Source organism: Delftia sp. WSY_16 (assembly GCF_043104415.1).
Lineage (GTDB): Bacteria > Pseudomonadota > Gammaproteobacteria > Burkholderiales > Burkholderiaceae_C > Comamonas > Comamonas tsuruhatensis.
In genome coordinates, this window is the sequence record NZ_JBICKS010000040.1 from 919,782 (window position 1) to 943,463 (window position 23,682).

The 23,682-nt window shown below is 67.5% G+C and carries 22 protein-coding genes; 7 read left to right on the plus strand and 15 right to left on the minus strand.

Features of this window, described 5'->3' with window-relative positions:
- Nucleotide 1 precedes the first annotated feature (1 nt).
- The 10 genes from ACF8O7_RS23890 to ACF8O7_RS23935 all read right to left on the minus strand — a co-directional run bounded on the left by ACF8O7_RS23890 (nt 2) and on the right by ACF8O7_RS23935 (nt 11,498).
- Nucleotides 2–787: a 3-ketoacyl-ACP reductase gene (locus ACF8O7_RS23890; RefSeq protein ID WP_016451528.1), complete on the minus strand. Its 786-nt coding sequence runs from the start codon at nt 785–787 to the stop codon at nt 2–4.
- A complete protein-coding gene (locus tag ACF8O7_RS23895; RefSeq protein ID WP_392444420.1) occupies nt 784–2,319 on the minus strand; it encodes a GMC family oxidoreductase in 1,536 nt (511 codons plus the stop codon). The genes ACF8O7_RS23890 and ACF8O7_RS23895 overlap by 4 nt, the downstream gene beginning before the upstream one ends.
- Nucleotides 2,316–3,431 (minus strand): ABC transporter ATP-binding protein, encoded by a 1,116-nt coding sequence (locus ACF8O7_RS23900; RefSeq protein ID WP_392444421.1) that lies wholly within the window; start codon nt 3,429–3,431, stop codon nt 2,316–2,318. Before ACF8O7_RS23900 ends, ACF8O7_RS23895 begins: the two co-directional genes overlap by 4 nt.
- A gap of 28 nt (nt 3,432–3,459) precedes the next feature.
- Nucleotides 3,460–4,344, minus strand: coding sequence for a carbohydrate ABC transporter permease (locus ACF8O7_RS23905; RefSeq protein ID WP_016446302.1), 885 nt, complete (start codon nt 4,342–4,344; stop codon nt 3,460–3,462).
- Nucleotides 4,337–5,209, minus strand: coding sequence for a carbohydrate ABC transporter permease (locus ACF8O7_RS23910; RefSeq protein ID WP_016446303.1), 873 nt, complete (start codon nt 5,207–5,209; stop codon nt 4,337–4,339). Before ACF8O7_RS23910 ends, ACF8O7_RS23905 begins: the two co-directional genes overlap by 8 nt.
- Before the next feature lie 14 nt (nt 5,210–5,223).
- On the minus strand, nt 5,224–6,471 hold the full coding sequence (locus ACF8O7_RS23915) for an ABC transporter substrate-binding protein (RefSeq protein ID WP_016451526.1): 1,248 nt from the start codon (nt 6,469–6,471) through the stop codon (nt 5,224–5,226).
- Nucleotides 6,468–8,027, minus strand: a complete 1,560-nt coding sequence (locus tag ACF8O7_RS23920) for an aldehyde dehydrogenase family protein (RefSeq protein ID WP_016446305.1) — start codon at nt 8,025–8,027, stop codon at nt 6,468–6,470. The genes ACF8O7_RS23915 and ACF8O7_RS23920 overlap by 4 nt, the downstream gene beginning before the upstream one ends.
- A 75-nt stretch (nt 8,028–8,102) precedes the next feature.
- Nucleotides 8,103–8,882: an enoyl-CoA hydratase/isomerase family protein gene (locus tag ACF8O7_RS23925; protein ID WP_043791169.1), complete on the minus strand. Its 780-nt coding sequence runs from the start codon at nt 8,880–8,882 to the stop codon at nt 8,103–8,105.
- On the minus strand, nt 8,875–10,470 hold the full coding sequence (locus ACF8O7_RS23930) for an acyl CoA:acetate/3-ketoacid CoA transferase (RefSeq protein ID WP_046985419.1): 1,596 nt from the start codon (nt 10,468–10,470) through the stop codon (nt 8,875–8,877). The genes ACF8O7_RS23925 and ACF8O7_RS23930 overlap by 8 nt, the downstream gene beginning before the upstream one ends.
- Nucleotides 10,467–11,498 (minus strand): Gfo/Idh/MocA family protein, encoded by a 1,032-nt coding sequence (locus ACF8O7_RS23935; RefSeq protein ID WP_061287959.1) that lies wholly within the window; start codon nt 11,496–11,498, stop codon nt 10,467–10,469. The genes ACF8O7_RS23930 and ACF8O7_RS23935 overlap by 4 nt, the downstream gene beginning before the upstream one ends.
- 110 nt (nt 11,499–11,608) lie before the next feature.
- Here ACF8O7_RS23935 and ACF8O7_RS23940 point away from each other — a divergent pair, with 110 nt between their 5' ends.
- The 3 genes from ACF8O7_RS23940 to ACF8O7_RS23950 all read left to right on the plus strand — a co-directional run bounded on the left by ACF8O7_RS23940 (nt 11,609) and on the right by ACF8O7_RS23950 (nt 14,947).
- Nucleotides 11,609–12,625 (plus strand): LacI family DNA-binding transcriptional regulator, encoded by a 1,017-nt coding sequence (locus ACF8O7_RS23940; RefSeq protein ID WP_061287958.1) that lies wholly within the window; start codon nt 11,609–11,611, stop codon nt 12,623–12,625.
- Nucleotides 12,626–12,833: 208 nt separating this feature from the next.
- Nucleotides 12,834–13,817 carry a DUF1852 domain-containing protein gene (locus tag ACF8O7_RS23945; RefSeq protein WP_016451520.1) on the plus strand — a complete coding sequence of 328 codons (984 nt, stop codon included), beginning with the start codon at nt 12,834–12,836 and terminating at the stop codon, nt 13,815–13,817.
- A gap of 104 nt (nt 13,818–13,921) precedes the next feature.
- Nucleotides 13,922–14,947: a methionine synthase gene (locus ACF8O7_RS23950; protein ID WP_061287957.1), complete on the plus strand. Its 1,026-nt coding sequence runs from the start codon at nt 13,922–13,924 to the stop codon at nt 14,945–14,947.
- A gap of 168 nt (nt 14,948–15,115) precedes the next feature.
- Here the strand turns inward: ACF8O7_RS23950 and ACF8O7_RS23955 are convergent, their stop codons facing one another.
- Nucleotides 15,116–15,553 (minus strand): thioesterase family protein, encoded by a 438-nt coding sequence (locus ACF8O7_RS23955; protein ID WP_016446312.1) that lies wholly within the window; start codon nt 15,551–15,553, stop codon nt 15,116–15,118.
- A 217-nt stretch (nt 15,554–15,770) separates the two neighbouring features.
- Between ACF8O7_RS23955 and ACF8O7_RS23960 the strand changes: the two genes are divergently transcribed.
- From ACF8O7_RS23960 to ACF8O7_RS23975, 4 genes are all read left to right on the plus strand, one after another.
- Nucleotides 15,771–17,471, plus strand: coding sequence for an electron transfer flavoprotein-ubiquinone oxidoreductase (locus ACF8O7_RS23960; protein ID WP_126312583.1), 1,701 nt, complete (start codon nt 15,771–15,773; stop codon nt 17,469–17,471).
- Nucleotides 17,472–17,875: 404 nt separating this feature from the next.
- A complete protein-coding gene (locus tag ACF8O7_RS23965) occupies nt 17,876–18,847 on the plus strand; it encodes an ABC transporter substrate-binding protein (RefSeq protein ID WP_016446314.1) in 972 nt (323 codons plus the stop codon).
- Between the two features lie 124 nt (nt 18,848–18,971).
- On the plus strand, nt 18,972–19,856 hold the full coding sequence (locus ACF8O7_RS23970; protein ID WP_034366175.1) for an ABC transporter permease: 885 nt from the start codon (nt 18,972–18,974) through the stop codon (nt 19,854–19,856).
- A gap of 169 nt (nt 19,857–20,025) precedes the next feature.
- On the plus strand, nt 20,026–20,820 hold the full coding sequence (locus tag ACF8O7_RS23975) for an ABC transporter ATP-binding protein (protein WP_016446316.1): 795 nt from the start codon (nt 20,026–20,028) through the stop codon (nt 20,818–20,820).
- 67 nt (nt 20,821–20,887) lie between these two features.
- Here ACF8O7_RS23975 and ACF8O7_RS23980 read toward each other — a convergent pair whose 3' ends face one another.
- The 4 genes from ACF8O7_RS23980 to ACF8O7_RS23995 all read right to left on the minus strand — a co-directional run bounded on the left by ACF8O7_RS23980 (nt 20,888) and on the right by ACF8O7_RS23995 (nt 23,673).
- Complete coding sequence (locus tag ACF8O7_RS23980; protein WP_016446317.1) at nt 20,888–21,274, minus strand: cupin domain-containing protein; 387 nt, start codon at nt 21,272–21,274, stop codon at nt 20,888–20,890.
- A gap of 76 nt (nt 21,275–21,350) precedes the next feature.
- The gene (locus ACF8O7_RS23985) at nt 21,351–22,163 is read right to left on the minus strand and encodes an AraC family transcriptional regulator (protein WP_126312582.1); all 813 of its coding nucleotides are present in this window, start codon (nt 22,161–22,163) and stop codon (nt 21,351–21,353) included.
- Between the two features lie 60 nt (nt 22,164–22,223).
- Entirely contained in the window at nt 22,224–23,039 is an 816-nt protein-coding gene (locus ACF8O7_RS23990) for an MFS transporter (RefSeq protein ID WP_392444425.1), read from the minus strand.
- 25 nt (nt 23,040–23,064) lie between these two features.
- Complete coding sequence (locus ACF8O7_RS23995; protein ID WP_392444427.1) at nt 23,065–23,673, minus strand: MFS transporter; 609 nt, start codon at nt 23,671–23,673, stop codon at nt 23,065–23,067.
- Nucleotides 23,674–23,682: the final 9 nt, after the last annotated feature.

The following is a 23,682-nucleotide window of genomic DNA, read 5'->3' on the forward strand; positions in this document are numbered from 1 at the left end:
CTCACAGCCGCGCGATGGAGAGCGCGCCATCCACATGCAGCACCGACCCCGTCGCAAACGCCAGCCTGCCGCTGGCCAGCGCGCTGGCGGCCTGCGCCACGTCCTCGGGCCGGCCCCAGCGGCCCATGGGCACAAGGCCCGCAGCGATCAGCCCGTCGTACCGATCGGCAGCACCCGCCGTCATGGCCGTGCGGACGATGCCGGGGCGCAGCTCGAACACGCCAATGCCGTGCGCCGCCAGGCGCAGCGCGAACAGGCGCGTCAGCATGCCCAGGCCGGCCTTGGACAGGCAGTACTCGCCGCGCTCCACCGACGCCATCTCGCCGCTGACCGAGGACACGGTGACGATGGACCGCGCAGCGCCCGAAGGCGCAGCCAGCATGCGCTGCGCCACGGCCTGCGTGAAAAAGAAGCTGCCGCGCAGGTTGGTGGCCATCACCCGGTCGAAGTCCTCGGCGCGGATGTCCAGCAGATCGCCGCGGCGCGGCGAGCCCATGCCTGCGTTGTTGACCAGGCAGGACGGCACACCGCCCCAGGCGCAGACCGCATCGAGTACACGAGCGTGGTCGTGCACGTCGGCCAGGTCGCCGCGCACACGCAGCGCACGCGCGCCGCAGGCCTGGATCTGCGCGACGCTGGCGCCGTCACTGGCACCATCGTCCTGCAGCGTGGTGATGGCCACGTCAAAGCCGTCGTGCGCCAGTTGCAGCGCAATGGCGGCGCCTATGCCCTGGCTGCCGCCGGTGACCAGGGCCACGGGGCGCCGTGCCGTCGATTGCGGATTCATGGCAGCAGCTCCTGAAGGTGGTGACGCAGGTGACTGCCCACGCGCAGGGCCTGGGCAGCCACGGTCAGCGCGGGGTTGACGGCGGCCGAGGACGGGAAGAATCCCGCATCGACCACATACAGGTTGTCCAGCTCCCAGGCCTTGCACTGCGGGTCCAGCGCCGAGGTGGCCGGATCACTCCCAAGGCGCACCGTTCCGCACTGGTGCGACACCACCTCGGTGCCGAAGCCGCGCGACAGCACCAGCGGGTAGCCGGTGCCGCGCAGTATCTGGGCGCAGCGCGCCACCCAACGCTGGTGGGCGCGCAGGTTGGTGCGGTGCCAGTGCAGGTCGATGGCTCCGTCTGCGCGCAGCGTGACGCGGCTGCTGGGGTGGGGCAGGTCCTCGCTTTGCGCGTACCAGTCCACACTGCGCTCGGCCAGCGCGCTGCGCAGCCACCTCGGGGTGCCCGGCAGGGCGGCACGCAGCATGGGCTCGCGGATCTTTCCCAGCAGTTGCAGGCTGCCCAGCGGCGGGCCGCCCGCGCCGTCGCCGAAATAGAAGTCGTGCAGCGCCAGCGTCTTGGGAAAGCGCGTGCGGTTGCGCCTGAACGGGTGCCATGCCATCAGGGCCGTGGTGTTGTGCGTCATGTAGTGGCGGCCCACCACGTCGCTGCCATTGGCCAGGCCGCGCGGATGCCGCGCATTGGCCGAGCGCAGCAGCAGGGCCGCCGAGTTGATGGCGCCGGCACTGAGCACGAACAGCCCCGCCGTGATGCGGCGCGCCACGCCGCGGTCCACCACCTCCGCCGCGACGACGCGCCGCCCGCCCGCATCGGTGAGCAGGCGCTGAACGCGCACGCCGGTATGCAGCCGCACATTGCGGTGCGCCAGCGCAGGCCGCAGCAGGCAGGTTTCGGCATCGCCCTTGGCCCCCACCATGCAGGGCACGGCGTCGCAATTGGCGCAGCGCCGGCAGTGTCCGCCCGGTCCCAGGTCGATGGCGCAGGGCATGGGAAACGGCCGCAGGCCCTGGGCACGCAAGCGCTGCTCGATGCGCGAAAGCAGCGGCTCGTGCGGCACCGGGGGATAGGCATAGGCCGTGCTGCGCGGCGGCTCCGTGGGGTCGGCGCCGCCCTGGCCGCGCACGCCGAACAGCTGCTCGGCCAGGGCATACCAGGGTTCGAGATCGGCATAGCGCAGCGGCCAGGCGGGCGAGATGCCCTCCTCATGCTCCACCGCCTCGAAATCGCGCTGCCGAAAGCGCAGCATGGCCGTGCCGTAGAACTTGGTGTGCCCGCCCACGAAATAGAACATGCCGGGCCGAAACGCCCGCCCGCTGGCGTACCAGACCTCGTCGGTCTGGTAGCGTCTTTCGGCGAAGACGGCCTCGATGTCCCAGTTCTGTGCCTCGCGCGGCAGCACCGGGCCGCGCTCCAGCACCCATACGCTCGCACCGCTGTCCGCCAGTTGCAGGGCCACGGCCGAGCCGCCCACGCCCGAGCCGATGATGAGCACATCGCAGTCCAGCCCGTTGTGCGCCATGGCGGTCATGCGATCAGCGCCTGGGTGGCGGCATCGAAGCAGACCAGCCGAGACAGGTCGATCAGCAGGCGTGCCCTGTCCCCGGCGCGCAACGGCGCATCGGGCGGCAGCCGCGCGGTGAACGCATGGCCACCGAGCTTCAGCAGGGCCAGCGTGTCCGATCCGGTGGGCTCCAGCAGCTCGACGCGGGCCTCGGCCAGGCCCTGGCCAGGGGCGGCCGGCACGCCTTCGGGCGCCAGGCCCACGGCCTCGGCACGTATGCCGGCAATGACTTCGCTGCCCGCATGGCCCTGCAGCGCGGTGGCCAGCGGCTGCGGCAGGGGCAGGGACTGGCCGCCGATATCGAGGAAGGGACCGCCCTGCCCCTCACCCGCCCCCTCACCCACGCGCGCAGGCAGCAGGTTCATGCGCGGCGACCCCATGAAGCCCGCCACAAAGGTGTTGGCCGGCCGGTTGTAGACCTGCTGCGGCGTGCCCAGCTGCTGCAGCACCCCGCCCTTCATGACGGCGATGCGCGTGGCCAGGGTCATGGCCTCGATCTGGTCGTGCGTGACATAGATGATGGTGGCGCCCAGGCGCTGATGCAGCTTCTTGATCTCGGCGCGCATGTCCACGCGCAGCTGGGCATCGAGGTTGGACAGCGGCTCGTCGAACAGGTAGAGCTGCGGCTCGCGCGCCAGCGCCCGCCCTATGGCCACGCGCTGGCGCTGGCCGCCCGACAGCTGGCGCGGCTTGCGCCCCAGCAGGTGCTCTATCTGCAGCAGCCTGGACACCTCCTGCACCCGCTCAAGGCGCCGCGACTTGTCCACCTTGCGCATCTCCAGCGGAAAGCCGATGTTGCCCGCCACGGTCATGTTGGGGTACAGCGCATACGACTGGAACACCATGGAGATGTCGCGCTCGGCCGGCGCCGCGTGGGTGATGTCGCGGCCGCCCAGCGCCAGACGGCCGCCGCTGGGCGGCTCCAGGCCCGCGATGATGTTCATCAGCGTGCTCTTGCCACAGCCCGACGGGCCGACGAGGACCAGGAATTCGCCCTCCTGCACGGCAATGCTGATGTCCTGCAGGATGCTGGCCGCGCCGAAGCGCTTGTGGATGCGGTCGAGATCAAGGAATGCCATGGAATGCCTCACTGCAAGATGCTGGGCATCAGCCTTTGACGGCGCCGGCCATCAGCCCGCGCACGAAGAACCGGCCCGACACCAGGTACACGGCCAGCGTCGGCAAGGCCGCGATGAACGCCCCCGCGAAGTGGACGTTGTATTCCTTGACGCCGGTGCTGCTGTTGACCAGGTTGTTCAGCGCCACGGTCAGCGGGTAGGAGCTGAAATCGCTGAACGAGGCGCCGAACAGGAACTCGTTCCAGATGCTGGTGAACTGCCATATCGCGGCCACCACGACGATGGGCAGGCTGTTGGGCAGCAGCACGCGCCACAGCAGCCCGAAGAACCCCGCGCCATCCATGCGCGCCGAGCGCACCAGCTCGGCCGGGAAGGCCGCGTAGTAGTTGCGAAAGAACAGCGTGGTGAAGCCTATGCCGTACACCGTGTTGACGAAGACCAGGCCCTTGAGGCTGCCCGCCAGGCCCAGCGCCCCCAGCATCTTGGCCATGGGGATCAGCACGATCTGGAATGGAATGAAGACCGACAGCAAGATGGCGCCGAACAGCAGGTCCGCCCCCCGGAAACGGAACTGGGTCAGGATGCAGCCGTTGAGCGCGCCCAGGGCCGTGGACAGCAGCACGGATGGCACGGCCACCAGGAAGGAATTGAGGAAGAACGGCCGCAGCCCCGTGGCCTGCACGCCGATCTGCGCCGTGCTCCAGGCGCTGCGCCAGGGCGCCAGCGTCCACTGGCCGGGCAGCGCCAGCAGGTGGCCGCTGCGGATCTCGTCGAGCGGCTTGAACGAATTGGCCAGCATCACATAGACCGGCAGCAGGAAGACCGCCGCCAGCAGGACCAGCGCCGCATACAGCAGCACGCGCCAGGGCTGAAGCCGCCGTGTCACGGACCAGGGTGTGCGCAGCTCAGTCATGGCGACCTCCTGCGCTGCGCATGGCGCCCCAGAGATAGGGCAGGACGATGGCGCCCACGGCCAGCAGCATCAGCACCGAGCTGGCCGCGCCCACGGCCATCTCGTTGCGGGTGAACGAGTACTGGTACATGAACACCGAGGGCAGCCAGGTCGAGCGGCCGGGCCCGCCATTGGTCAGCGCAATCACCAGGTCATAGGACTTGATGGCCATGTGCGCCAGGATCACGAAGGCCGATACGAAAACCGGCCCCAATTGCGGCAGGATGATGCGCCAGTAGACCTGCCAGGTGCGCGCGCCATCGAGCCGCGCCGCATGGATCTGCTCGGAGTCCACCCCGCGCAGGCCCGCCAGGAACAGGGCCATGGCAAAGCCGCTGGTCTGCCACACGGCGGCGATGACCACGCAGTAGATGGCCATGTCGCCGTCCTTGATCCAGCCGAACGCAAAACCCTGCCAGCCCAGCAGGTGCATGGATTTTTCCAGGCCCACGCCGGGGTCGAGCAGCCATTTCCACGCCGTTCCCGTGACGATGAAGGACAGGGCCATGGGGTACAGGAAGATGGAGCGCAGCACGGCCTCGGCGCGGATCTTCTGGTCGATCAGGATGGCCAGTACCAGGCCCAGCGCCATGGCAATGGCGATGTAGAGGCTGGCGAACACCGCGAGGTTGTTCGCCGAGATCTTCCAGTTCTCCAGCCCCAGCAGCCGCGTGTAGGCAGCGGTGCCGGCCCATTCATGGCGCGGCAGCAGGGTCGATGCCGTGAACGACAGATAGACCGTGAACAGAATGCATCCGTACACGCACACCAGCGTGAGCAGCACGCTGGGGCTGAGCAGCAGCCTGGGGAGCCAGCCGGCCTTCATGGCAGGGTGCTCCATCAGTCGGCCAGGGCCGAGGCCAGCTCGGCCACGGCCCTGGCATCGTCGATCTGGCCGTTGAAGTGGCGCGTGACCACGTCATAGATGGCGTTCTTGGCCGATGCGGCCGTCGCATGGCCCAGCGCAATGGAGCCCAGCATGCTGCGCCGGCCATCGGCCTCGGCCACGTCGCGGATGGCCTTTTTGCCGCATTCGTCGAAGGCCGTATCCGCCACGTCCAGGCGCGCAGGCGCCGCACCCTTGACGACATTGAACGCCGACTGAAAGGCCGGCTCCATGATGGCGGCCGCCAGCTTGCGCTGAGCGGCCGCCTTGCCCGCGTCGGACAGCCTGAACATCACGAACTGGTCGGAACTGAAGGCCACCATGCCCTGGGTGCCCGGGAAGCGGTAGCAGGCAAAGTCCTTGCCGGGCTGCTTGCCGGCGTTGAGGAACTCGCCCTTGGCCCAGTCGCCCATGATCTGGAAGCCCGCCTTGCCGGCGATGACCATGCCCGAGGCCACGTTCCAGTCGCGCCCTGAAAAATCCTTGTCCACCAGGCTGCGGATCTGCGCCATGCGCTGGAATACCTTGCGCGTGGTCGCCGACCGGATGGTGGCCGGATCGCGCTCGATGAAGGCCTTGCGGTAGTAGTCGGCGCCGCCCGTGGACAGGGCCACGCTGTCGAACACGATGGCCTCCTGCCAGGGCTGGCCGCCATGGGCGATGGCGATGAAGCCGGCCTGGCGCACCTTGCGCGCCGCCGCGATGAACTCGTCAAAGCTCGCTGGCTCGGCCGTCACGCCCGCCTGGGCCAGCACCTGCCGGTTGGCCCACAGCCAGTTGGTCGAATGGATGTTGACCGGCGCCGCGATCCAGCGGCCCTGGTAGCGCGAGAATTTCTGCACCTCCTGCGGCACGCTCTTGTCCCAGCCCTCGCGCGCGGCCAGGGCATCCAGGTCGGCGACCACGCCCTGGCCGCCCCAGTCCAGGATGTCGAAGCCCAGCATCTGCACCGCCGTGGGCGGGTTGCCCGAGGTCACGCGGGCGCGCACCGCCGTCATGGCCGCCTCGCCGCCGCCACCGGCCACGGGCATGTCGTTCCAGCGCACGCCCTGCTTTTCCAGCCCGCTCTTGAGCAGGTTCAGCGCGGCGGCCTCGCCGCCAGCGGTCCACCAGTGCAGGACCTCGACGCTCTGCCCGGCCATGGCGGCCGGCGGTGTGGCAAAGGCCATGGCCAACGCCATGGCAGTCAGTGGCCGCTTCATGCCGTGTCTCCTTCGTGGATGGGCAGATACCAGTGGCTGCGCGCACCCAGGTGCATGTGCAGGGTCTTGGCCTGGGTGTAGTCCTCGGCGGCACGGCGGCCCAGCTCTCGGCCCAGGCCGCTTCGGCGGTAGCCGCCGAAAGGCAGCTCGGCATGGCCTTCGAGGAAGGTATTGACCCAGACCGTGCCGGCCTTGATGCGCCGCGCCGCCGCCAGGCAGGTGCTGAAGTCACGGCTCCAGACGGCGGCCGACAGGCCGTAGAGCGTGGCGTTGGCCAGGTCGATGGCATCGTCCAGGTCCTCGAAGACCAGCACCGCGAGCACGGGCCCGAAGACCTCCTGCCTGGCAATGGCCATGTCCGGCGTCACGCCGGCCAGCACCGTGGGCTCCACATACAGGCCCGGGCGCGCCATGCGGCCGCCGCCCAGCACCACGCGGGCGCCGGCCTGGCGCGCGGCCTCGATGTGGGTGAGGATGGCGTCCAGCTGGCGCTGCGTGGTGATGGCGCCCACCTGCACGCCCTGGTCCAGCGGATCGCCCACGCGCACCTGCCGAGCGCGCTCGGCCACGGCGGCCACGAAGCGCTCGGCGATGGCCGCCTGCACCAGCACGCGGCTGCCGCTGTTGCAGCACTGGCCGGCATTGAAGTGCATGCCCAGCACTGTGGCATCGACGGCCGCCTCGAAGTCGCAGTCGGCAAAGACGATCTGGGGGTTCTTGCCGCCCAGCTCCAGAGACAGCTTCTTGAGCGTCTGCGCCGATGCTGCGGCCACCTTCCGGCCTGTTTCCGTGGAGCCCGTGAAGGACAGCATGTCGATGTCCGGGTGCGCGGCCAGGACCTCGCCGACAGCGCCACCGCCGCCTGGCAGGATGTTGACGGCACCGGGCGGCAGGCCGGCGTTCATGAGGATCTCGCCCAGCATCAGCGTGGTGGCCGATGTTTCCTCGGCCGGCTTGACCACGGCCGTGCAGCCGGCGGCCAGCGCAAAGGGCAGCTTCTGGCTGACGATGAGCAGGGGAAAGTTCCAGGGCGTGACGATGCCGACCACGCCCAGCGGCTCGCGCAGCACCACACCCAGCGTCTGCTCGCCCAGCGTGTCATAGCTGTCGCCATGCAGGTTGCGCGCCAGTGCGGCGGCGTAGTGCCACAGGTCGGCTGCCGCGCCCACCTCGTCCAGCGACTGGGCCAGCGGCTTGCCGGTCTCCAGCGTCTCCATACGCGCCAATTCCTGCCTGCGGTCCAGCAGGCATTCGGCCACGGCACGCAGCACGCTGGCGCGCTGCGCCCCCCTCATGCGGGGCCAGGGCCCGTGGTCCGCAGCGCGGCGTGCTGCGGCAATGGCACGCGCGGCATCGGCCCGCCCGGCCCGCGCATGGATGCTGGCCACGGTGCCGTGGGCCGGGGAGCGGCGTTCCAGCGTCGCGCCGTCGGCCGCATCGGTCCAGGCGCCATCGATGAGCAGCCGGCCATGGAACGGGGGCCTGTGGATGAGGCCGGCCATGGCCCCTGCATTCACTGCAGGTGCATGGGCTGGAGGCGGGTTCGCGGCAGTCATGGTGGCGGTCTCCTTGGGGGGTTCAGGGGGCAAGGGCGGGACGGCGAATCAGCAGGTCGGCAGGTCGGCGCAGATTCAGCGGCCCAGGTAGCGCGGCACGCGCTTTTCCTTGAAGCTGAGCAGGCCTTCGGCTGCATCGGCCGTGCTCGCGGCCAGGGCTGCGGCCATGGCTTCCAGTGCGGCGGGTGCGTCTTCGCCGGCGGCGGCATTGATCAGTTGCTTGGTCAGCTGCAGTGCCACGGGCGCCTGGCCTGCCATGTCGTGGGCCAACGCAGCAGCGCGCAGGCCCAGTTCGCTGGCCGGCACCCGTTCATGCACCAGCCCGCAGGCCAGCGCCTGATCGGCGGACAGCCGCACGCCGCCCAGGGCCAGGTACTTCGCGTGGCCGGGGCCGATCAGCCGCACCAGCCGCTGCGAGCCGGACCAGCCGGGACAGGTGGCGATCGATGCCTCTGGCAGCGCGAACTGGGCCGTATCGACGGCGATGCGCACATCGCTGGTGATGGCCAGCTCCAGCCCGCCGCCGAACGCATGGCCGTTGAGCGCCGCAATCACGGGCTGGCGCAGCCGCGCCCAGCGGTCGAACACCTGGTGGCCACGGCGCACCCACTGCCGCCACATGTCCAGCGGCTGCAGCGCGGCCCAGGCATGGATGTCGGCGCCCGCGCAAAAGGCCCTGTCGCCACGGCCGGTCAGCACCACGGCACGGATGGCGCCATCGGCCTCGATCTCGCGCGCCATGTGCTCCAGTGCGTCGAGCATGCAGGGGGTCAGCGCGTTCAGCCGTGCGGGCCGGTCTATCGTGACCTGGGCCACGGGGCCCTGGCGCACCAGTTGAACCAGGGTCTCAGCCACGGCGGACCTCCCGGGCCTGCAGGGCCAGGCCAAAGGGCGCATCGTGGAACAGGCGCTCATCCATTCGCCGCAGGTCGGGCGCCACCTGCAGCGCCATGCCGGCCTGCTCCAGCACATCGCGCTGCAGGTCCACGCCGGGCGCGATCTCGCGCACGACCAGTCCCTGGTCTTCGAGGTCGATGACGCAGCGCTCGGTCACATAGCGCACCCGCTGCCCGCGCTGGCGCCCGACCAGGCCGCTGAAGCTGATGTGCTCGGCCGTGCCGACGAACTTGCGCGTGCCGCCCTCCTCGAGGATGTCCAGCCGCCCGTCGCCCACGCGCAGCCTGGCGCCGGCCGTGAAAAGTCCGCAGAAGACGATGCGCCGCGCATGGGCCGTGATATCCACAAAGCCGCCGCAGCCGGCCGTCAGATAGGGCCTGGCCCCCAGCCGCGAGACATTGACGCTGCCATCGCCATCCACCTGCAGGAAGGACAGCAGCGTCACATCGAAGCCCCCGCCCTGGAAATAGGTGAACTGCTGGGGCGAGGCCACGATGGCATCGGCATTGGCCGCGCAGCCAAAGGCAAAGCCCAGCAGCGGCATGCCGCCGACGGCGCCCTGCTCTATCACCCAGGTCACCTCGCCATGCAGGCCCTCCTCGAGCAGGATGCGCGGCACATTGGCCGCAATGCCAAAGCCCAGGTTGGCGGCATGCCCGTGCGCCAGCTCCATGGCGGCGCGGCGCGCAATCACCTTCTCGGGCCCCCAGGCCTGGGGCTCGAAGCCGGACAGCGGTTGCGCAACCTCCCCGCTGATGGCCGGGTCGTACACCGTCTGTGTGGTCTGCCACTGATCGGCATCGACCACCACATGGTCCACCAGATGGCAGGGGACGCGGACATCGTGCGGCCTCAGGTGGCCGGCCCTGACGATGCGCTTGACCTGGGCGATGACGATGCCACCGTTGTTGCGTGCGGCCATCGCCTGCTCCAGCGCGCCCAGCAGCGCGCCTTCGTGCTCATAGCCCAGGTTGCCGCGCTCATCGGCCGTGGTGGCGCGCAGGACGGTCACGTCGGGCGCCACAGCGGGAAAGAACAGCCAGTCGCGCCCGTCGAAATGCTGCAGGCGCACTACCGGATGGCGGCTGGCCGGCTCGTTCATCGCGCAGCCCTGCTGTGCGGGATCGACAAAGGTGCCCATGCCCGCCTGGGTCAGCACGCCCGGGCGCCGCGCAGCCGCCTCGCGGTGCATGTCGAACAGGATGCCGCTGGGGATGTTGTAGGCCTGGATCTGGTTGTCCACCACCATGCGCCAGATCGCAGGCATGGGCAGCGAGGACGGGCCGCTGGGATATGAGCCGGCCAGGACACGCGACAGCAGCCCGGGCCGGGCCAGATGGTCCATTCCCTTGATGCCGTACATATCGCCGGCCGCAATCGGGTGCAGCGTGGTCAGGTTGCGCGGAGCACCCTCGCGTTCGAAGCGCTCGCCAATGGCGGCCAGCACCTTGTCGGGGCAGCCCAGCCCGCTGGACGAGCTCACGCTGACGATGTCGCCGTCGCGCAGCAAGGCTGCAGCCTGTGCGGCGGTGATGTGCTTGCTCATGCGGCCGCCCCCCGTTCCCGTGCAAGGGGATTGGCTATGGGCACGGCCCGGCCCGTGCGGCAGGCCTGGGCCATGGCCACCGCCGCCGCCAGCGAGCGCACGCCGTCCTCGCCGGTGGCGGCAGGCAGGCCTTCGCCGCGCAGGGCGGCGCAGAACGTGGCCACCCCATGCGCGTAGAGACCGTGGTGCTCCACGGCAATGGACTGCTCGCCGGCCCCATTGCGCAGCAGCACCTCGCCGCCCGGCCGCTGCGTCATCACATCGCGCCCGATGAGCGAGCCCGAGGTGCCATGGATCTCGATGCCGGTTCCCGCATGCGCCACGGTGAATGCCGCATGCAGTTGCGCCAGCACGCCGTTGTCCAGCCGCAGCACGGCCATCACGCCGTCCGCCACGCCGTTGCGGGACAGCGGTCCTTGCTGCTCCAGCGCCACCGCCTCCACCGGCTCAGCCCCCAGGATGAAGCGCAGCGCATCCACGTCATGCACGCCGATGTCGAGGATCACGCCACCGGCCTCGGGCCGCTCCAGCCGCCAGCCCTGCACAGAGGGCGGCAGTTCGATGGCGTGGAAGACGCGCGCAAACAGCGGCTGGCCCACGGCGCCATCGCGCACCAGCTCGCGCATCCTGCGGTGCGTTGCCGCGTTGCGCAGGTGGTGATTGGTGCCCAGCACCACGCCTGCGGCCCGGCATGCCCTCACCATGTCCAGCGCCTGCTGCACGGTCAGCGCCAATGGCTTCTCGCACAGGACATGCTTGCCGGCCGCTGCCGCAGCAAGGACCTGGGCGTGGCGCAATTCGTTGTCGGAGCTGACGTAGACCACCTGGACTGACGGGTCGGCCAGCATGGCGGGCACCGAGTCGTAGGCGCGGGCAATGCCCTGCTCGGCAGCAAACTGCGCCGCGCGCTTTGCACTGCGGCTGGCGACCGCCGCCACCGTGTGCCCGCGCTGCGCGCGGATGGCACCGATCATGTGATCGGCAGCAATGGTGCTGGCCCCTATCAATCCCCAACCGACCTCGCTCATGGTCCCCCTCCCTGTATTGATGATTTCTATTGGAACGTTCTAATTGATTATTGGAACGTTCCAAAAGAAGATCAAGCACAATCGCGCCGACCCAGGGAAAACACCGAACCATGATGAACAAGCCCCCTTCCGTGCGCGCCGTGACCATCCTTGACGTGGCGGCTGCGGCCCAGGTCTCCAAATCAACGGTGTCGCTGGTGCTCAAGGGCAGCCCCCTGATTCCGGCCGAGACATCGGAGCGCGTGCGTGCAGCGGCAGCGCAGCTCGGCTACGTCTACAACCGCCGCGCCGGAGAGCTGCGGCGCCAGTCGTCCAACATGGTCGGTGTCGTGATCAACGACCTGATGAACCCCTTCTTTGCCGAGGTGCTGGCGGGGCTGGAGCGCAGGCTGGCCGATGCCGGCTTCATCACGCTCATGGCCCACACCAGCGAAAGCCTGGAGCGCCAGCAAAAAGTGCTGACCACCATGCGCGAGCACAACGCGGCCGGCATTGCGCTGTGCCCGGCGCTGGACACGCCGGCCTCGCTGGCGCAGGACCTGCAGTCATGGGGCATTCCCCTGGTGGTCATGATCCGCACGCTGGGCGAGGGAAGCTACGACTTCGCAGGCGCCGACAACGCCCACGGCGTGATGGCGGCCACGCGCCACCTGCTGGCGGCCGGGCATCGCCGCATCGGTTTTCTGGGAGGGCTGGACGGCCTGATGCTGGAGCAGCGCCTGAGCGGCTGCAGGGCCGCCTTTGCCGATGCGGGCCTGGCTTTCGATGAAGACCTGGTTTTCTCCGCCAGCCCCACGCGCACGGGAGGGCATGACGCCATGCGCAGCCTGCTGGCCGCGCAGCCAGCCATCAAGGCGGCCATCTGCTACAACGATCTGGTGGCCTTTGGCGCACTGTCTGCCCTGGACGAAAACGGACTGCGCGCAGGCAAAGACTTCGCGCTCATGGGCTTCGACAACGTGTTCGATGCCGCGCATTCCCATCCCCCCCTGAGCACGGTGGACGTGCGCCCCGCCGAGCTTGGCAAACAGGCTGCCACCTTGCTGCTGGCACGCATGGCCCATCCGGGCCAGCCCCGCCAGCAGTTGTTGGCCAGGCCCAAGCTGGTGCTGCGCCAGTCAGCCTGAAGACCGCGGCGCGGTCGGAACTGGCCCGGATACCGACTGGCTACACCGCGCTGAGCGGGATGCGCTCTGGCCTGCCGGCTTTTGATGAACCAGGCTCATGGTTTCATGAGATAAGACCACTTTACTTCATCGATTGCCGTCCATAACATCCGCACCTATTGCTTGCCCGCAGTTTTCGGCAAGGGCATGAATCAGGTCGCAGATCACAATGAACCAAGAACTCAGCTTCCATCTCAAGCGCATTCGTTTCGATGAAGACTATCAACCATCGGACAGCACGCGCATTACCACCAACTTTGCCAATCTGGCCCGTGGCGATTGCCGGCAGCAGAACCTGCGCAACACGCTGAGGATGATTGACAACCGCTTCAACGACCTGGCCCACTGGGACAATCCCACGGGAGATCGCTACTCGGTGGAGCTCGAGATCATCTCGGTCGAAATGGGAATTGGCGCCAGAAACGGCCTTGGTGCGTTTCCGTTGATCGAGATATTGAAGACCAGCATCCTCGACAAGAAGAACCACAAGCGCATAGACGGCATCGCAGGGAACAATTTCTCCTCCTACGTGCGCGACTACGATTTCAGCGTTGTGCTTGCGGAGTACAACGCCAACCGATCTGAATTCGGCACCCCCGATGATTTTGGCGACTTGCATGGGAAGCTGTTCAGGCAATTTTCCAGCTCAGGCACCTACAGGCAGCACTTCGACAAGCCGCCCGTCATCTGTATCAGCGTGTCCACCAGCAAGACCTACCAGCGCACCGGAAACCGGCACCCCATACTGGGCATCGAGTATCGGCAGAGCGAGTTCTCCTCGACCGACCGGTATTTCGAGAAGATGGGAATGCAGGTTCGCTTCTTCATGCCTCCAAATGGCGTTGCGCCACTGGCCTTCTACTTTCACGGCGACCTGCTGAACGACTATACGAATATCGAGCTGATCGGCACGATCAGCACCATGGAGACCTTCCAGAAGATTTATCGCCCCGAAATCTACAACGCGAATTCTGCAGCCGGGATGCTCTATCAACCCAGCCTGAAGAATCACGATTACTCGTCGACGCAGATTGTCTATGACCGGGAAGAGCGCAGCCAGTTGGCTGTCAAGCAGGGCAAGTTTGCAGAGCAGCACTTCATCAAGCCGTACAAGAATGTGCTTGAGCAATGGGCTGCCGATTTCGCCCTGTAGCCACCCGCCGCCATGCCTGCCATGGCACCCAATCCGTGGCGGGCCGGGAAAACCGTCCCGGAGCACGCCCGCCATACCCCTGTTTGATTTGAAGGAATTCCCAGATGTTCGAAACCTCGATCGCCGGCAGCCTGCCCAAGCCCGCCTGGCTGGCTGAAACCAACAAGCTCTGGCCCCAGTGGAAGGCCGAAGGCGATGCGCTTCGCCAGGCCAAGGCCGATGCAACCCTGCTGTGGATCAAGGCCCAGGAAGACGCAGGCCTGGACATCGTGTGCGACGGCGAGCAGTCGCGCCAGCACTTCGTGCACGGCTTCCTGGAGCAGGTCGAGGGCATCGACTTCGAGAACAAGGTGAAGATGGGCATCCGCGACAACCGCTACGACGCGATGGTGCCGCAGGTGGTGTCGGCCCTGCGCCTGAAGGGACGCGTGCATGCCTTCGAGGCGCAACTGGCACGCGCGCACACCAGGAAGAAGCTGAAGTTCACGCTGCCCGGCCCCATGACCATCGTCGACACCGTGGCGGACCGCTTCTATGGCGACAGGGTGAAGATGGCCTTCGCCTTCGCCGAGCTGCTCAACCAGGAGGCCCTGGCGCTGCAGGCCGACGGCGTGGACATCATCCAGTTCGACGAGCCCGCCTTCAACGTCTACATGAAGGACGCCGCCGACTGGGGCGTGCAGGCGCTGGAACGTGCGGCGCAGGGCCTGACCTGCACGACGGCCGTGCATATCTGCTACGGCTACGGGATCAAGGCCAATACGGACTGGAAAAGCACCCTGGGCGATGAATGGCGCCAGTACGAGACGGTGTTCCCCGCGCTGGCCAAGAGCCGCATCGACCAGGTGAGCCTGGAGTGCATCCACTCCCACGTGCCGCCCGACCTGATGAGGCTGCTGGCCGGCAAGGACGTGATGGTCGGCGTGATCGACGTGGCCAGCGACGTGGTAGAGACCCCCGAAGAGGTGGCCGACACCATCGGCCAGGCGCTGGAGTTCGTGCCGAAGGAGCGGCTGTTCCCCTGCACGAACTGCGGCCTCGCACCCATGGGCCGCGACGTGGCGTGGCGCAAGCTGCAAGCGCTGGCAGAAGGCACGCGGCTGGCAAAGGAGCGGTTGGCCGCTGCGTAAGTCGCGCCCGGCCGCCACGCCGGGCTACCCAGGGCTGCGATGGATCTGCAATGCGGCAGAACAAAAACCCCAGCGCACCCTGCATCAAAGGGCTTGTTCGTCCGGACCGGGCCAGCCCCGCCAGCCATTGCTGGCTACACGTCGGCTGGTACAGCGGGCGAGCCTGAGTCAACCTGGGCCAGCCGTGCCGCCCACCATCTCCCGCACCCAGCCCGGCAGCTCGACGGCCTTCTGCCTGGGAAAGTCCACCCAGATGACGGTGCCGCCACCGGCCGCGCAGATCACGCCGGGTTCGGAGACGCGTTCCATGGTTCCCCAGGTCTCGAAGGTGGTGCGGCCGGGGTCGCTGACGTACATCTTGAGCAGTACTTCGTCGGGATAGGCCAGCTGCTGGTGGAAGTTGCAAAAAGCATTGACGATGACCGGCCCCTGCCCGCCCGGCGTAGGCGCCATGCCCGCTTCAACCATCCAGTCGATGCGTGCAGTCTCCAGATAGCGGAAGTACATGGCGTTGTTGACATGGCCCATGGCGTCCATGTCGCCCCAGCGCACTTTGAATCGCATCTCGTGAACCCATTTTTTATATTCTGGAATCTCTATGCGCATGCCTGCAGTCTCCTTGTTGTAGCGCCACCGCAAGGCACCATGCCCCGCAGCCCCCGGTCACTGTGCAGCAGGGCGGATTCCCGCGCTGTCACCTATCAGCAACGGCAGGGTCCAAGCACGTCATAGAATCCACCGCATTGCGGCTTTTGCGCTGCAACCGAACAAACGTTCGGTCTGCCGACCATCCTGTTTTTCAATATCCAAGCGAGACACCCCGATGACGAACGAAGAAATCCTGGCCCAGTACGGGCCGCGCGAAGCCATGGAATACGACGTGGTGGTGGTCGGCGGCGGCCCCGGCGGGCTGGCCACGGCCATCCGCCTCAAGCAGCTGGCGGCCGAAAAAGGCCAGGATGTCTCCGTCGTCGTGCTGGAAAAGGGGTCGGAGCCCGGTGCCCACATCCTGTCGGGCGCCATCATGGACCCGCGTGCGCTGACCGAGCTGATCCCTGACTGGAAGGAAAAGGGCGCGCCCCTGACCCAGCCCGTCACCGATGACGCCATGGTCTTCCTGGGCGAGAAATCCGCCCTGCGCACGCCCAACTTCCTGCTGCCGGCCTGCTTCCAGAACCATGGCAACTACATCGTTCGCCTGGGCTACGTGGTCAAGTGGCTGGGCGAGCAGGCCGAGGCACTGGGCGTTGAAATCTTCCCGGGCTTTGCTGCCGCCGAGGTGCTCTACAACGAGGACGGATCGGTCAAGGGCGTGGCCACCGGCAACATGGGCATCGGCAAGGACGGCGAGCCCACGGGCGAGTTCCAGCTGGGCATGGAGCTGCACGCCAAGTACACGATCTTTGCCGAAGGCTCACGCGGCCACCTGGGCAAGCAGATCATCGCCAAGTACCAGCTGGACGCCGGCAAGGACCCGCAAAGCTACGGCCTGGGCATCAAGGAGCTGTGGGAAATCGACCCGGCACGCCACAAGCCCGGCTTCGTGATGCACACGGCCGGCTGGCCCATGGACAGCAAGACCTACGGCGGCGCCTTCCTCTACCACCTGGACGACAACAAGGTCACGCTGGGCTTCATCACGGGCCTGGACTATGCCAACCCCTACCTGAGCCCCTTCGAGGAATTCCAGCGCTGGAAGACCCATCCCAACATCCGCTACTACCTGGAAGGCGACGAGTCCAAGGGCATCAAGCCGGCCAAGCGCCTGGGCTACGGCGCGCGCGCCATCACGGCCGGCGGCCTGCTGTCCCTGCCCAAGTTCGTGTTCCCGGGCGGCGCGCTCGTGGGCTGCGACGCAGGTTTCCTGAACGTCAGCCGCATCAAGGGCAGCCATGCCGCCATCAAGACCGGCATGCTGGCCGCCGAGGCCGCCTATGACGCCATCGCCGCGGGCCGCCAGGGCGACGAGCTGGGCGCCTATGTAGAGGCCTTCGAGAACAGCTGGCTGTACGAAGAGCTGAACAAGTCGCGCAACTTCAAGGCCTGGTTCAAGAAGGGCCTGACCACGGCCACGCTGATGAACGGCATCGAGCAGTTCGTGCTCAAGGGCAACATCCCCTGGACGCTGCACCGCGACAAGCCCGACCACGCCTACCTGAAGCCTGCGGCCGAGTGCAAGCCCATCGACTACCCCAAGCCCGATGGCAAGCTGACCTTCGACCGACTGTCCAGCGTCTTCATCAGCAACACCAACCACGCCGAAGACCAGCCCGCCCACCTGACGCTCAAGGACGCCTCGGTGCCCGTGGCCATCAACCTGGCCAAGTACGCAGGCCCCGAGCAGCGCTACTGCCCGGCCGGCGTCTACGAGTTCGTGGACGACACGGCCCAGGGCGGCAAGCGCCTGCAGATCAACGCCCAGAACTGCGTGCACTGCAAGACCTGCGACATCAAGGACCCCACGCAGAACATCGTCTGGGTCACGCCCGAAGGCGGCGGAGGGCCGAACTACGCGGGCATGTGATCCGCGCGCCACACCGGCCCTTCTCTGAAGCCTGCCCAAGCCTGCTTGTGCAGGCTTTTTCTTTGAGCCTCGTCAAAGCAACATCGGTGCAGAAAGCATAGAAGGCCATCCGAAATGCCATCGCACGCAATAAAAATGCACGGCAAAGCCAAAAACAGGCCCTTGAAGACGCAAACCTGCATCGCCAAACCTGTCCAAGACGCATGAAAAAGTTGCACCTAGGGCATTCCCCGCAGATTTCATGCCAATTTTTAGATACAAACCTATAGGTGAAAACCGGGTCGTCCAAACGCCAAGGCGTACAGGGCGGCTGCAGTAGACTTTGCCGCGAAGCGCCGCGACCGTCCTGTGCGGCCTTCTGCTGAGCAAACAGGAACAACCACAAGCACGTTGGAGATACACGTATGAAGCACTTGTCTTGGGCGCCCCTGGGCGCGCTGGCCCTGGCAATTTCCGCCATTGCGGGCGGCGCCCACGCCGCTGACGAGAAGTCGGTCGCAGTGACCGCCATCGTCGAGCATCCTGCACTCGACGCCGTGCGCGACGGCGTGCAGGCCGCGCTCAAGGAAGCAGGCTACGAAGCCGGCAAGAACCTCAAGTGGCAGTACCAGAGTGCCCAGGGCAACACCGGCACGGCCGCGCAGATCGCTCGCAAGTTCGTCGGCGACAAGCCTGATGCCATCGTCGCCATCGCCACGCCCTCGGCCCAGGCCGTGGTCGCCGCCACCAAGACCGTGCCCGTGGTGTTCTCCGCCGTGACCGACCCCGTGGCCGCCAAGCTGGTGCCCAGCTGGGAGCCTTCCAAGAACAACGTGACCGGCGTGTCCGACCTGCTGGCCCTGGACAAGCAGATGGAGCTGGTCAAGCAGGTCGTGCCCAACGCCAAGCGCGTGGGCATGGTCTACAACCCCGGCGAGGCCAACTCCGCCGTGGTCGTCAAGGAACTCAAGACCCTGCTGCCCAAGCTGGGCATGACCCTGGTGGAAGCCGCCGCTCCCCGCTCCGTGGACGTCAGCAGCGCTGCGCGCAGCCTGGTCGGCAAGGTCGATGTGATCTATACCAACACCGACAACAACGTGGTCTCGGCCTACGAGTCGCTGGTCAAGGTCGGCCAGGACGCCAAGATCCCGCTGGTGGCCTCGGACACCGACTCCGTCAAGCGCGGCGCCGTGGCTGCCCTGGGCATCAACTACCGCGATCTGGGCGAGCAGACCGGCCGCATGGTGGTGCGCATCCTCAAGGGCGAGAAGCCCGGCGACCTCAAGACCGAAGTCAGCACCAAGATGGAGCTGTTCGTGAATCCGGGCGCCGCCGAGAAGCAGGGCGTCAAGCTGTCCGACGCACTGGTCAAGTCGGCCGCCCAGGTGATCAAGTAATACCCGGGGTTTGCCTGCCCGGGACCAACCCGGGCAGTGCGCCCACGGTGGCAGGCGCCATGGCAACATGGCCCTGCCCTTTTTTTAAGTCGTTTTCCGTTCCCACGCGCCTGTCGCTCTTCCTATGTCCCTCTTTTCATTGCTCGGTGCCGTCGAGATCGGCCTGATCTTCAGCCTGGTGGCGCTGGGCGTCTTCATCTCGTTCAGACTGCTGCGCTTTCCCGACCTCACGGTGGACGGCAGCTTTCCGCTGGGCGGCGCCGTCTGCGCCATCCTGATTTCCACAGGCACCAATCCCTGGCTGGCCACGCTGGCCGGCACGGCCGCTGGCGCCGTCGCGGGCCTGATCACGGGCTGGCTCAATGTGCGCCTGAAGATCATGGACCTGCTGGCCTCCATCCTGATGATGATCGGGCTGTACTCGGTCAACCTGCGCATCATGGGCGGCCCCAACGTGCCGCTGATCAACGAGACCACGCTGTTCACCCTGCTGCAGCCCGACAGCGTGGCCGACTATGTGATGCGCCCGGTGATCCTGTTCGTCATCGTCGTGCTGGCCAAGCTGGGCCTGGACTGGTTCTTCGCCACCGAGCGGGGCCTGGCCATCCGCGCCACGGGCTCCAACGCCCGCATGGCACGCTCGCAGGGCGTGAACACCGGCGCCATGATCCTGCTGGGCATGGCGATCTCCAACGGCCTGGTCGGCCTGGCCGGCGCGCTGTTCGTGCAGACCCAGGGCGGCTCGGACATTTCCATGGGCATCGGCACCATCGTCATCGGCCTGGCTGCCGTGATCGTGGGCGAGTCCATCCTGCCTTCGCGCCGCATCGTCTGGGCCACGCTGGCCGTGGTGGTGGGCGCCATCGTGTACCGCTTCTTCATCGCAGCGGCCCTCAACAGCGATTTCATCGGCCTCAAGGCCCAGGATCTGAACCTTGTCACCGCGCTGCTGGTGACCGTCGCCCTGGTGATCCCCCAACTGAAGCGCAAATTTGCGCAAAGGAAATGACACCCCCTGAGCGGCTATGCCGCTTCCCCCTCTCTACTCGCTGCGCGAGGGAGGGGAACGACGCCATCGCTGCGGGGCGGCCCTTGCTCGGCGTCCCTGAGTTTGGACCGCGTCAGTTCAAGCACCACGCCTTGAGCGACTGAACGAAGAAATACCGGAGATTGCACTCATGCTGAGCGCACAACAACTCGAAATCACCTTCAACCCCGGCACGCCCATCGAAACGCGGGCGCTGCGCGGCATGTCGCTGGACATTCCCGACGGCCAGTTCGTCACCGTCATCGGCTCCAACGGCGCCGGCAAGTCCACCTTCCTGAACGCCGTCTCGGGCGACCTGTCCGTGGACAAGGGCCGCATCGAGATCGCCGGCCAGGACATGACGCGCCTGCCCGTGTGGGCACGTTCCGAACGCGTGGCCCGCGTCTTCCAGGACCCCATGGCGGGCACCTGCGAGGACCTGACCATCGAGGAAAACATGGCCCTGGCCCAGCGCCGCGGCACCTTCCGCCGCCTGAGCCGCGCCGTCAAGGCCGAGATGCGCGACAACTTCCGCGAACGCCTGTCCATCCTGGGCCTGGGCCTGGAAAACCGCCTGACCGACCGCATCGGCCTGCTCTCTGGCGGCCAGCGCCAGGCCGTGAGCCTGCTGATGGCGGCGCTGCAGCCTTCGCGCATCCTGCTGCTGGACGAGCACACCGCCGCGCTCGACCCGCGCACGGCCGACTTCGTGCTGCAGCTGACGGCGCGCATCGTCTCCGAGGCCAAGCTCACCACCATGATGGTCACCCACAGCATGCGCCAGGCGCTGGACGTGGGCGAGCGCACGGTGATGCTGCACCAGGGCCAGGTGGTGCTCGACGTCAGCGGCGAGGAACGCGCCCGCATGGACGTGCCCGACCTGCTGCAAATGTTCGAGAAAGTGCGCGGCGAAAAGCTGGCAGACGACGCGCTGCTGCTGGGCTGAACGCCCCGCACTCCAGGAAACAAGGGGCGCTGCGGCGCCCTTTGTTCATGGGATGGCTACGGGCTGGCTAAACCCACACGTCGTTCAACGCCGTCCTCTCGCCGCCTTCCTCCCCGGTGTTCAGCACGCCGCGCGGCTCGATCAGCATGAGGCGGGCTTCCCGCTCGGCGCTGGGCCTGTGCTCCGTGCCTTTGGGGACTACGTAGAGCTCGCCCTGGCGCAGCAGCACATGGCCATCACGGAAGTCGATGCGCAGCTCGCCGTCCAGCACCAGGAAGGCTTCATCCGTTTCGGCATGCGAGTGCCAGATGAACTCGCCCTGCACGCGCACGATCTTGAACTGGTAGTCGTTCATCTCGGCGACGACGCGGGGGCTCCACTGGCCGGTGAAGCGGCTGAATTTGTCGGGGAAGTTGATGGCCTCGCAGGGGCGGTTTTCAACGGGGAACGTCATGGGCAGACCTTATGAAAGCGTGTGAAGCCTCTATGCTAGGAAGCGCCTTCCCTGCGGTCTTGCACGATCGTGCAGCTCAGGCCGCGCCCAGGCGCCTGAGCCAGCGTGCGGGCGGCACGCCATAGGCCATGGCGAACTGGCGCGCCATGTGGCTCTGGTCGAAGAAGCCGGCCTGCAGTGCAGCATCGGCCACGCCCTGCCCCGCCAGCAGCAGGCGCCGCACGGTGTCCAGCCGGCGCATGCTCAGGTAGCGGTAGGGGCTGGTGCCGTAGAGCGCGCGGAAATCCCGGCACAGCCGCCAGCGGTCCAGGCCGCTGGCCTGGGACAGCGCCTCCAGGGTTACGCCCTGCTCCAGCGAATCATGGATGCAGGCGCGGGCACGCTCCACGGCCACCAGGTCCGGCAGACGCCTGAGCTTGCGCCGACCGGCCACGGCCTCCAGGGCCAGCGCCAGGTCGTAGAGGGCATCGTCGCGTGCCAGCGGCTCAAGGTCCTCGTCCAGGCATTGCAGCAAGGGCAGCAGCGCAGCCTTGAGCCGGGGATCAGCCGAAAGTCCTCCCTCGACGAAAGGCAAGGGCCTGCCGCCCAGCACCTGCTGGATCAGGGCCGGCTCCACATAGACCATGCGGTAGCGAAAGCCCGCGTCGGTGCCCGCGTGGCCGTCATGCAATTCGTCAGGGTGCAGCACCATGGCGCCACCGGGCAGGCTGTGCCGCTGGCTGCGGCGGTAGGCAAAGCTCTGCACGCCGGACAGCGTCAGGCCCAGCGCGTAGGTGTCGTGCCTGTGGGGCGCATAGCCGTGCCCGCCGAAGTAGGCCTCGATGCGCTCCAGGCCTGCGCCCAGCTGCGAATGCCGGACCCAGTCGCTGGAGATGCTCGTTTCTGCCATGTGGGTTGGTGGTGAGGGGTGTGCAAAGCAGCCGCAGATGGTAACTGCGGGCCAGTGACCTCAAGGCGAGCAGGCAGGCTGCTCCGCGCCCGGCACGGACTGGATTGCCGGTGCGCGGCGCATGGCCGCCGACACCACCCACCCCAGCAGCGCGATCAGCGCGGCACCCCATTCGGCCTGCTGCAGCCCCCGGGCCGTGGCCTCGCGCAGCGCATCGGGCGCCGTGATACCGGCCAGCGGCGCCGTGGCCACCATCACCAGCAGGGCCAGCCCCAGCGCCGCGCCCACCTGCTGGGCCGTGGCCGCAATGCCCGAGGCCACGCCCTGCTGCGCAGCCGCCACGCCCTGGCCGGCCACCACCCACATGGCGGTCCAGCTGGCGCCCTGGCCCAGGCTGAGCACCACAAAGCCCGGCACCAGCCAGACATAGCTGCCGCCCAGCGGCAGTGCCCAGGCCATATAGGCCAGGCCGATGGTGCCTGCGGCCCAGCCCCCCATCAGCACGGCGCGCGGCGTGGAGCGGTGCAGCCAGTGTTCGGCCCAGCGGATGCCCAGCGTGCAGACCGCCGTGGGCAGCAGGAAGGCCAGGCCGGCCTGCAGCGGGCTCCAGCCGTAGATCTGCTGGAAGTACAGCGCCAGAAAGTAGTACTGCACGCCAAAGCTGCTCATGAAGATCATGGTCAGCAGCATGGCCGAGCGCAGGCTGGGCACGCGCAGCAGGGACAGCGGCATCAGCGGCGAGGCGATGCGCGCCTCGATGCGCCAGAACAGGACCAGCGCCGCCATGGCCACGGCCAGCGTCCCCAGCGTGGCGGCGCTGGCAAAACCCCATTCAGGGCCTTGCACCAGGGCCGTCACCAGCAGGCTGCTGCCCACGGTCACGCTCAGGCAACCGGCCAGATCAAAGCCCTGGCCCGGTACGGGCCGAGGGCGGCAGAAAGCGCAGCGCCGCCATGGCACACGGCCAGGCCACGGGCACCAGCACCCACAGCACCCAGTTCCAGCCCAGCGTCTGCGTGAGCACGCCGCCCAGCAGCGCGCCGGCCGCCAGCCCGCCGGCCGACGCCATGCTCCACACGGCCAGGGCGCGGTTGCGCTCGGGCCCTGCCGCATACAAGGTATTGATCAGCGACAGCGTGGCCGGAAACAGCAACGCCCCTGCCACGCCCTGCCCTGCGCGGCCCAGCACCAGTTGCCAGGGCTGGGAGGCGAAGCCGCCGACCAGCGAGGCCAGGCCGAACAGCGCCATCCCCGCCACATACATGCGCCGCTTGCCCAGCAGGTCCGCACAGCGCCCGCCCAGCAGCAGGCAGCCGCCAAAGGCCACGCTGTAGGCACTGACCACCCATTGCAGGTGGTGCGCATCCATCTGCAGCTGCTGGCCCATGGCGTCGAGCGCGACGAAGACGATGGTGGCATCCAGCGCAATCAGCAACTGGGACAGGGACAGCAGCGCCAGCGCGGCGCGCGGGTGGCGCAGGGCGCCAGCGGGGGAGTCGTTCACAAGCATGGGAGCGAT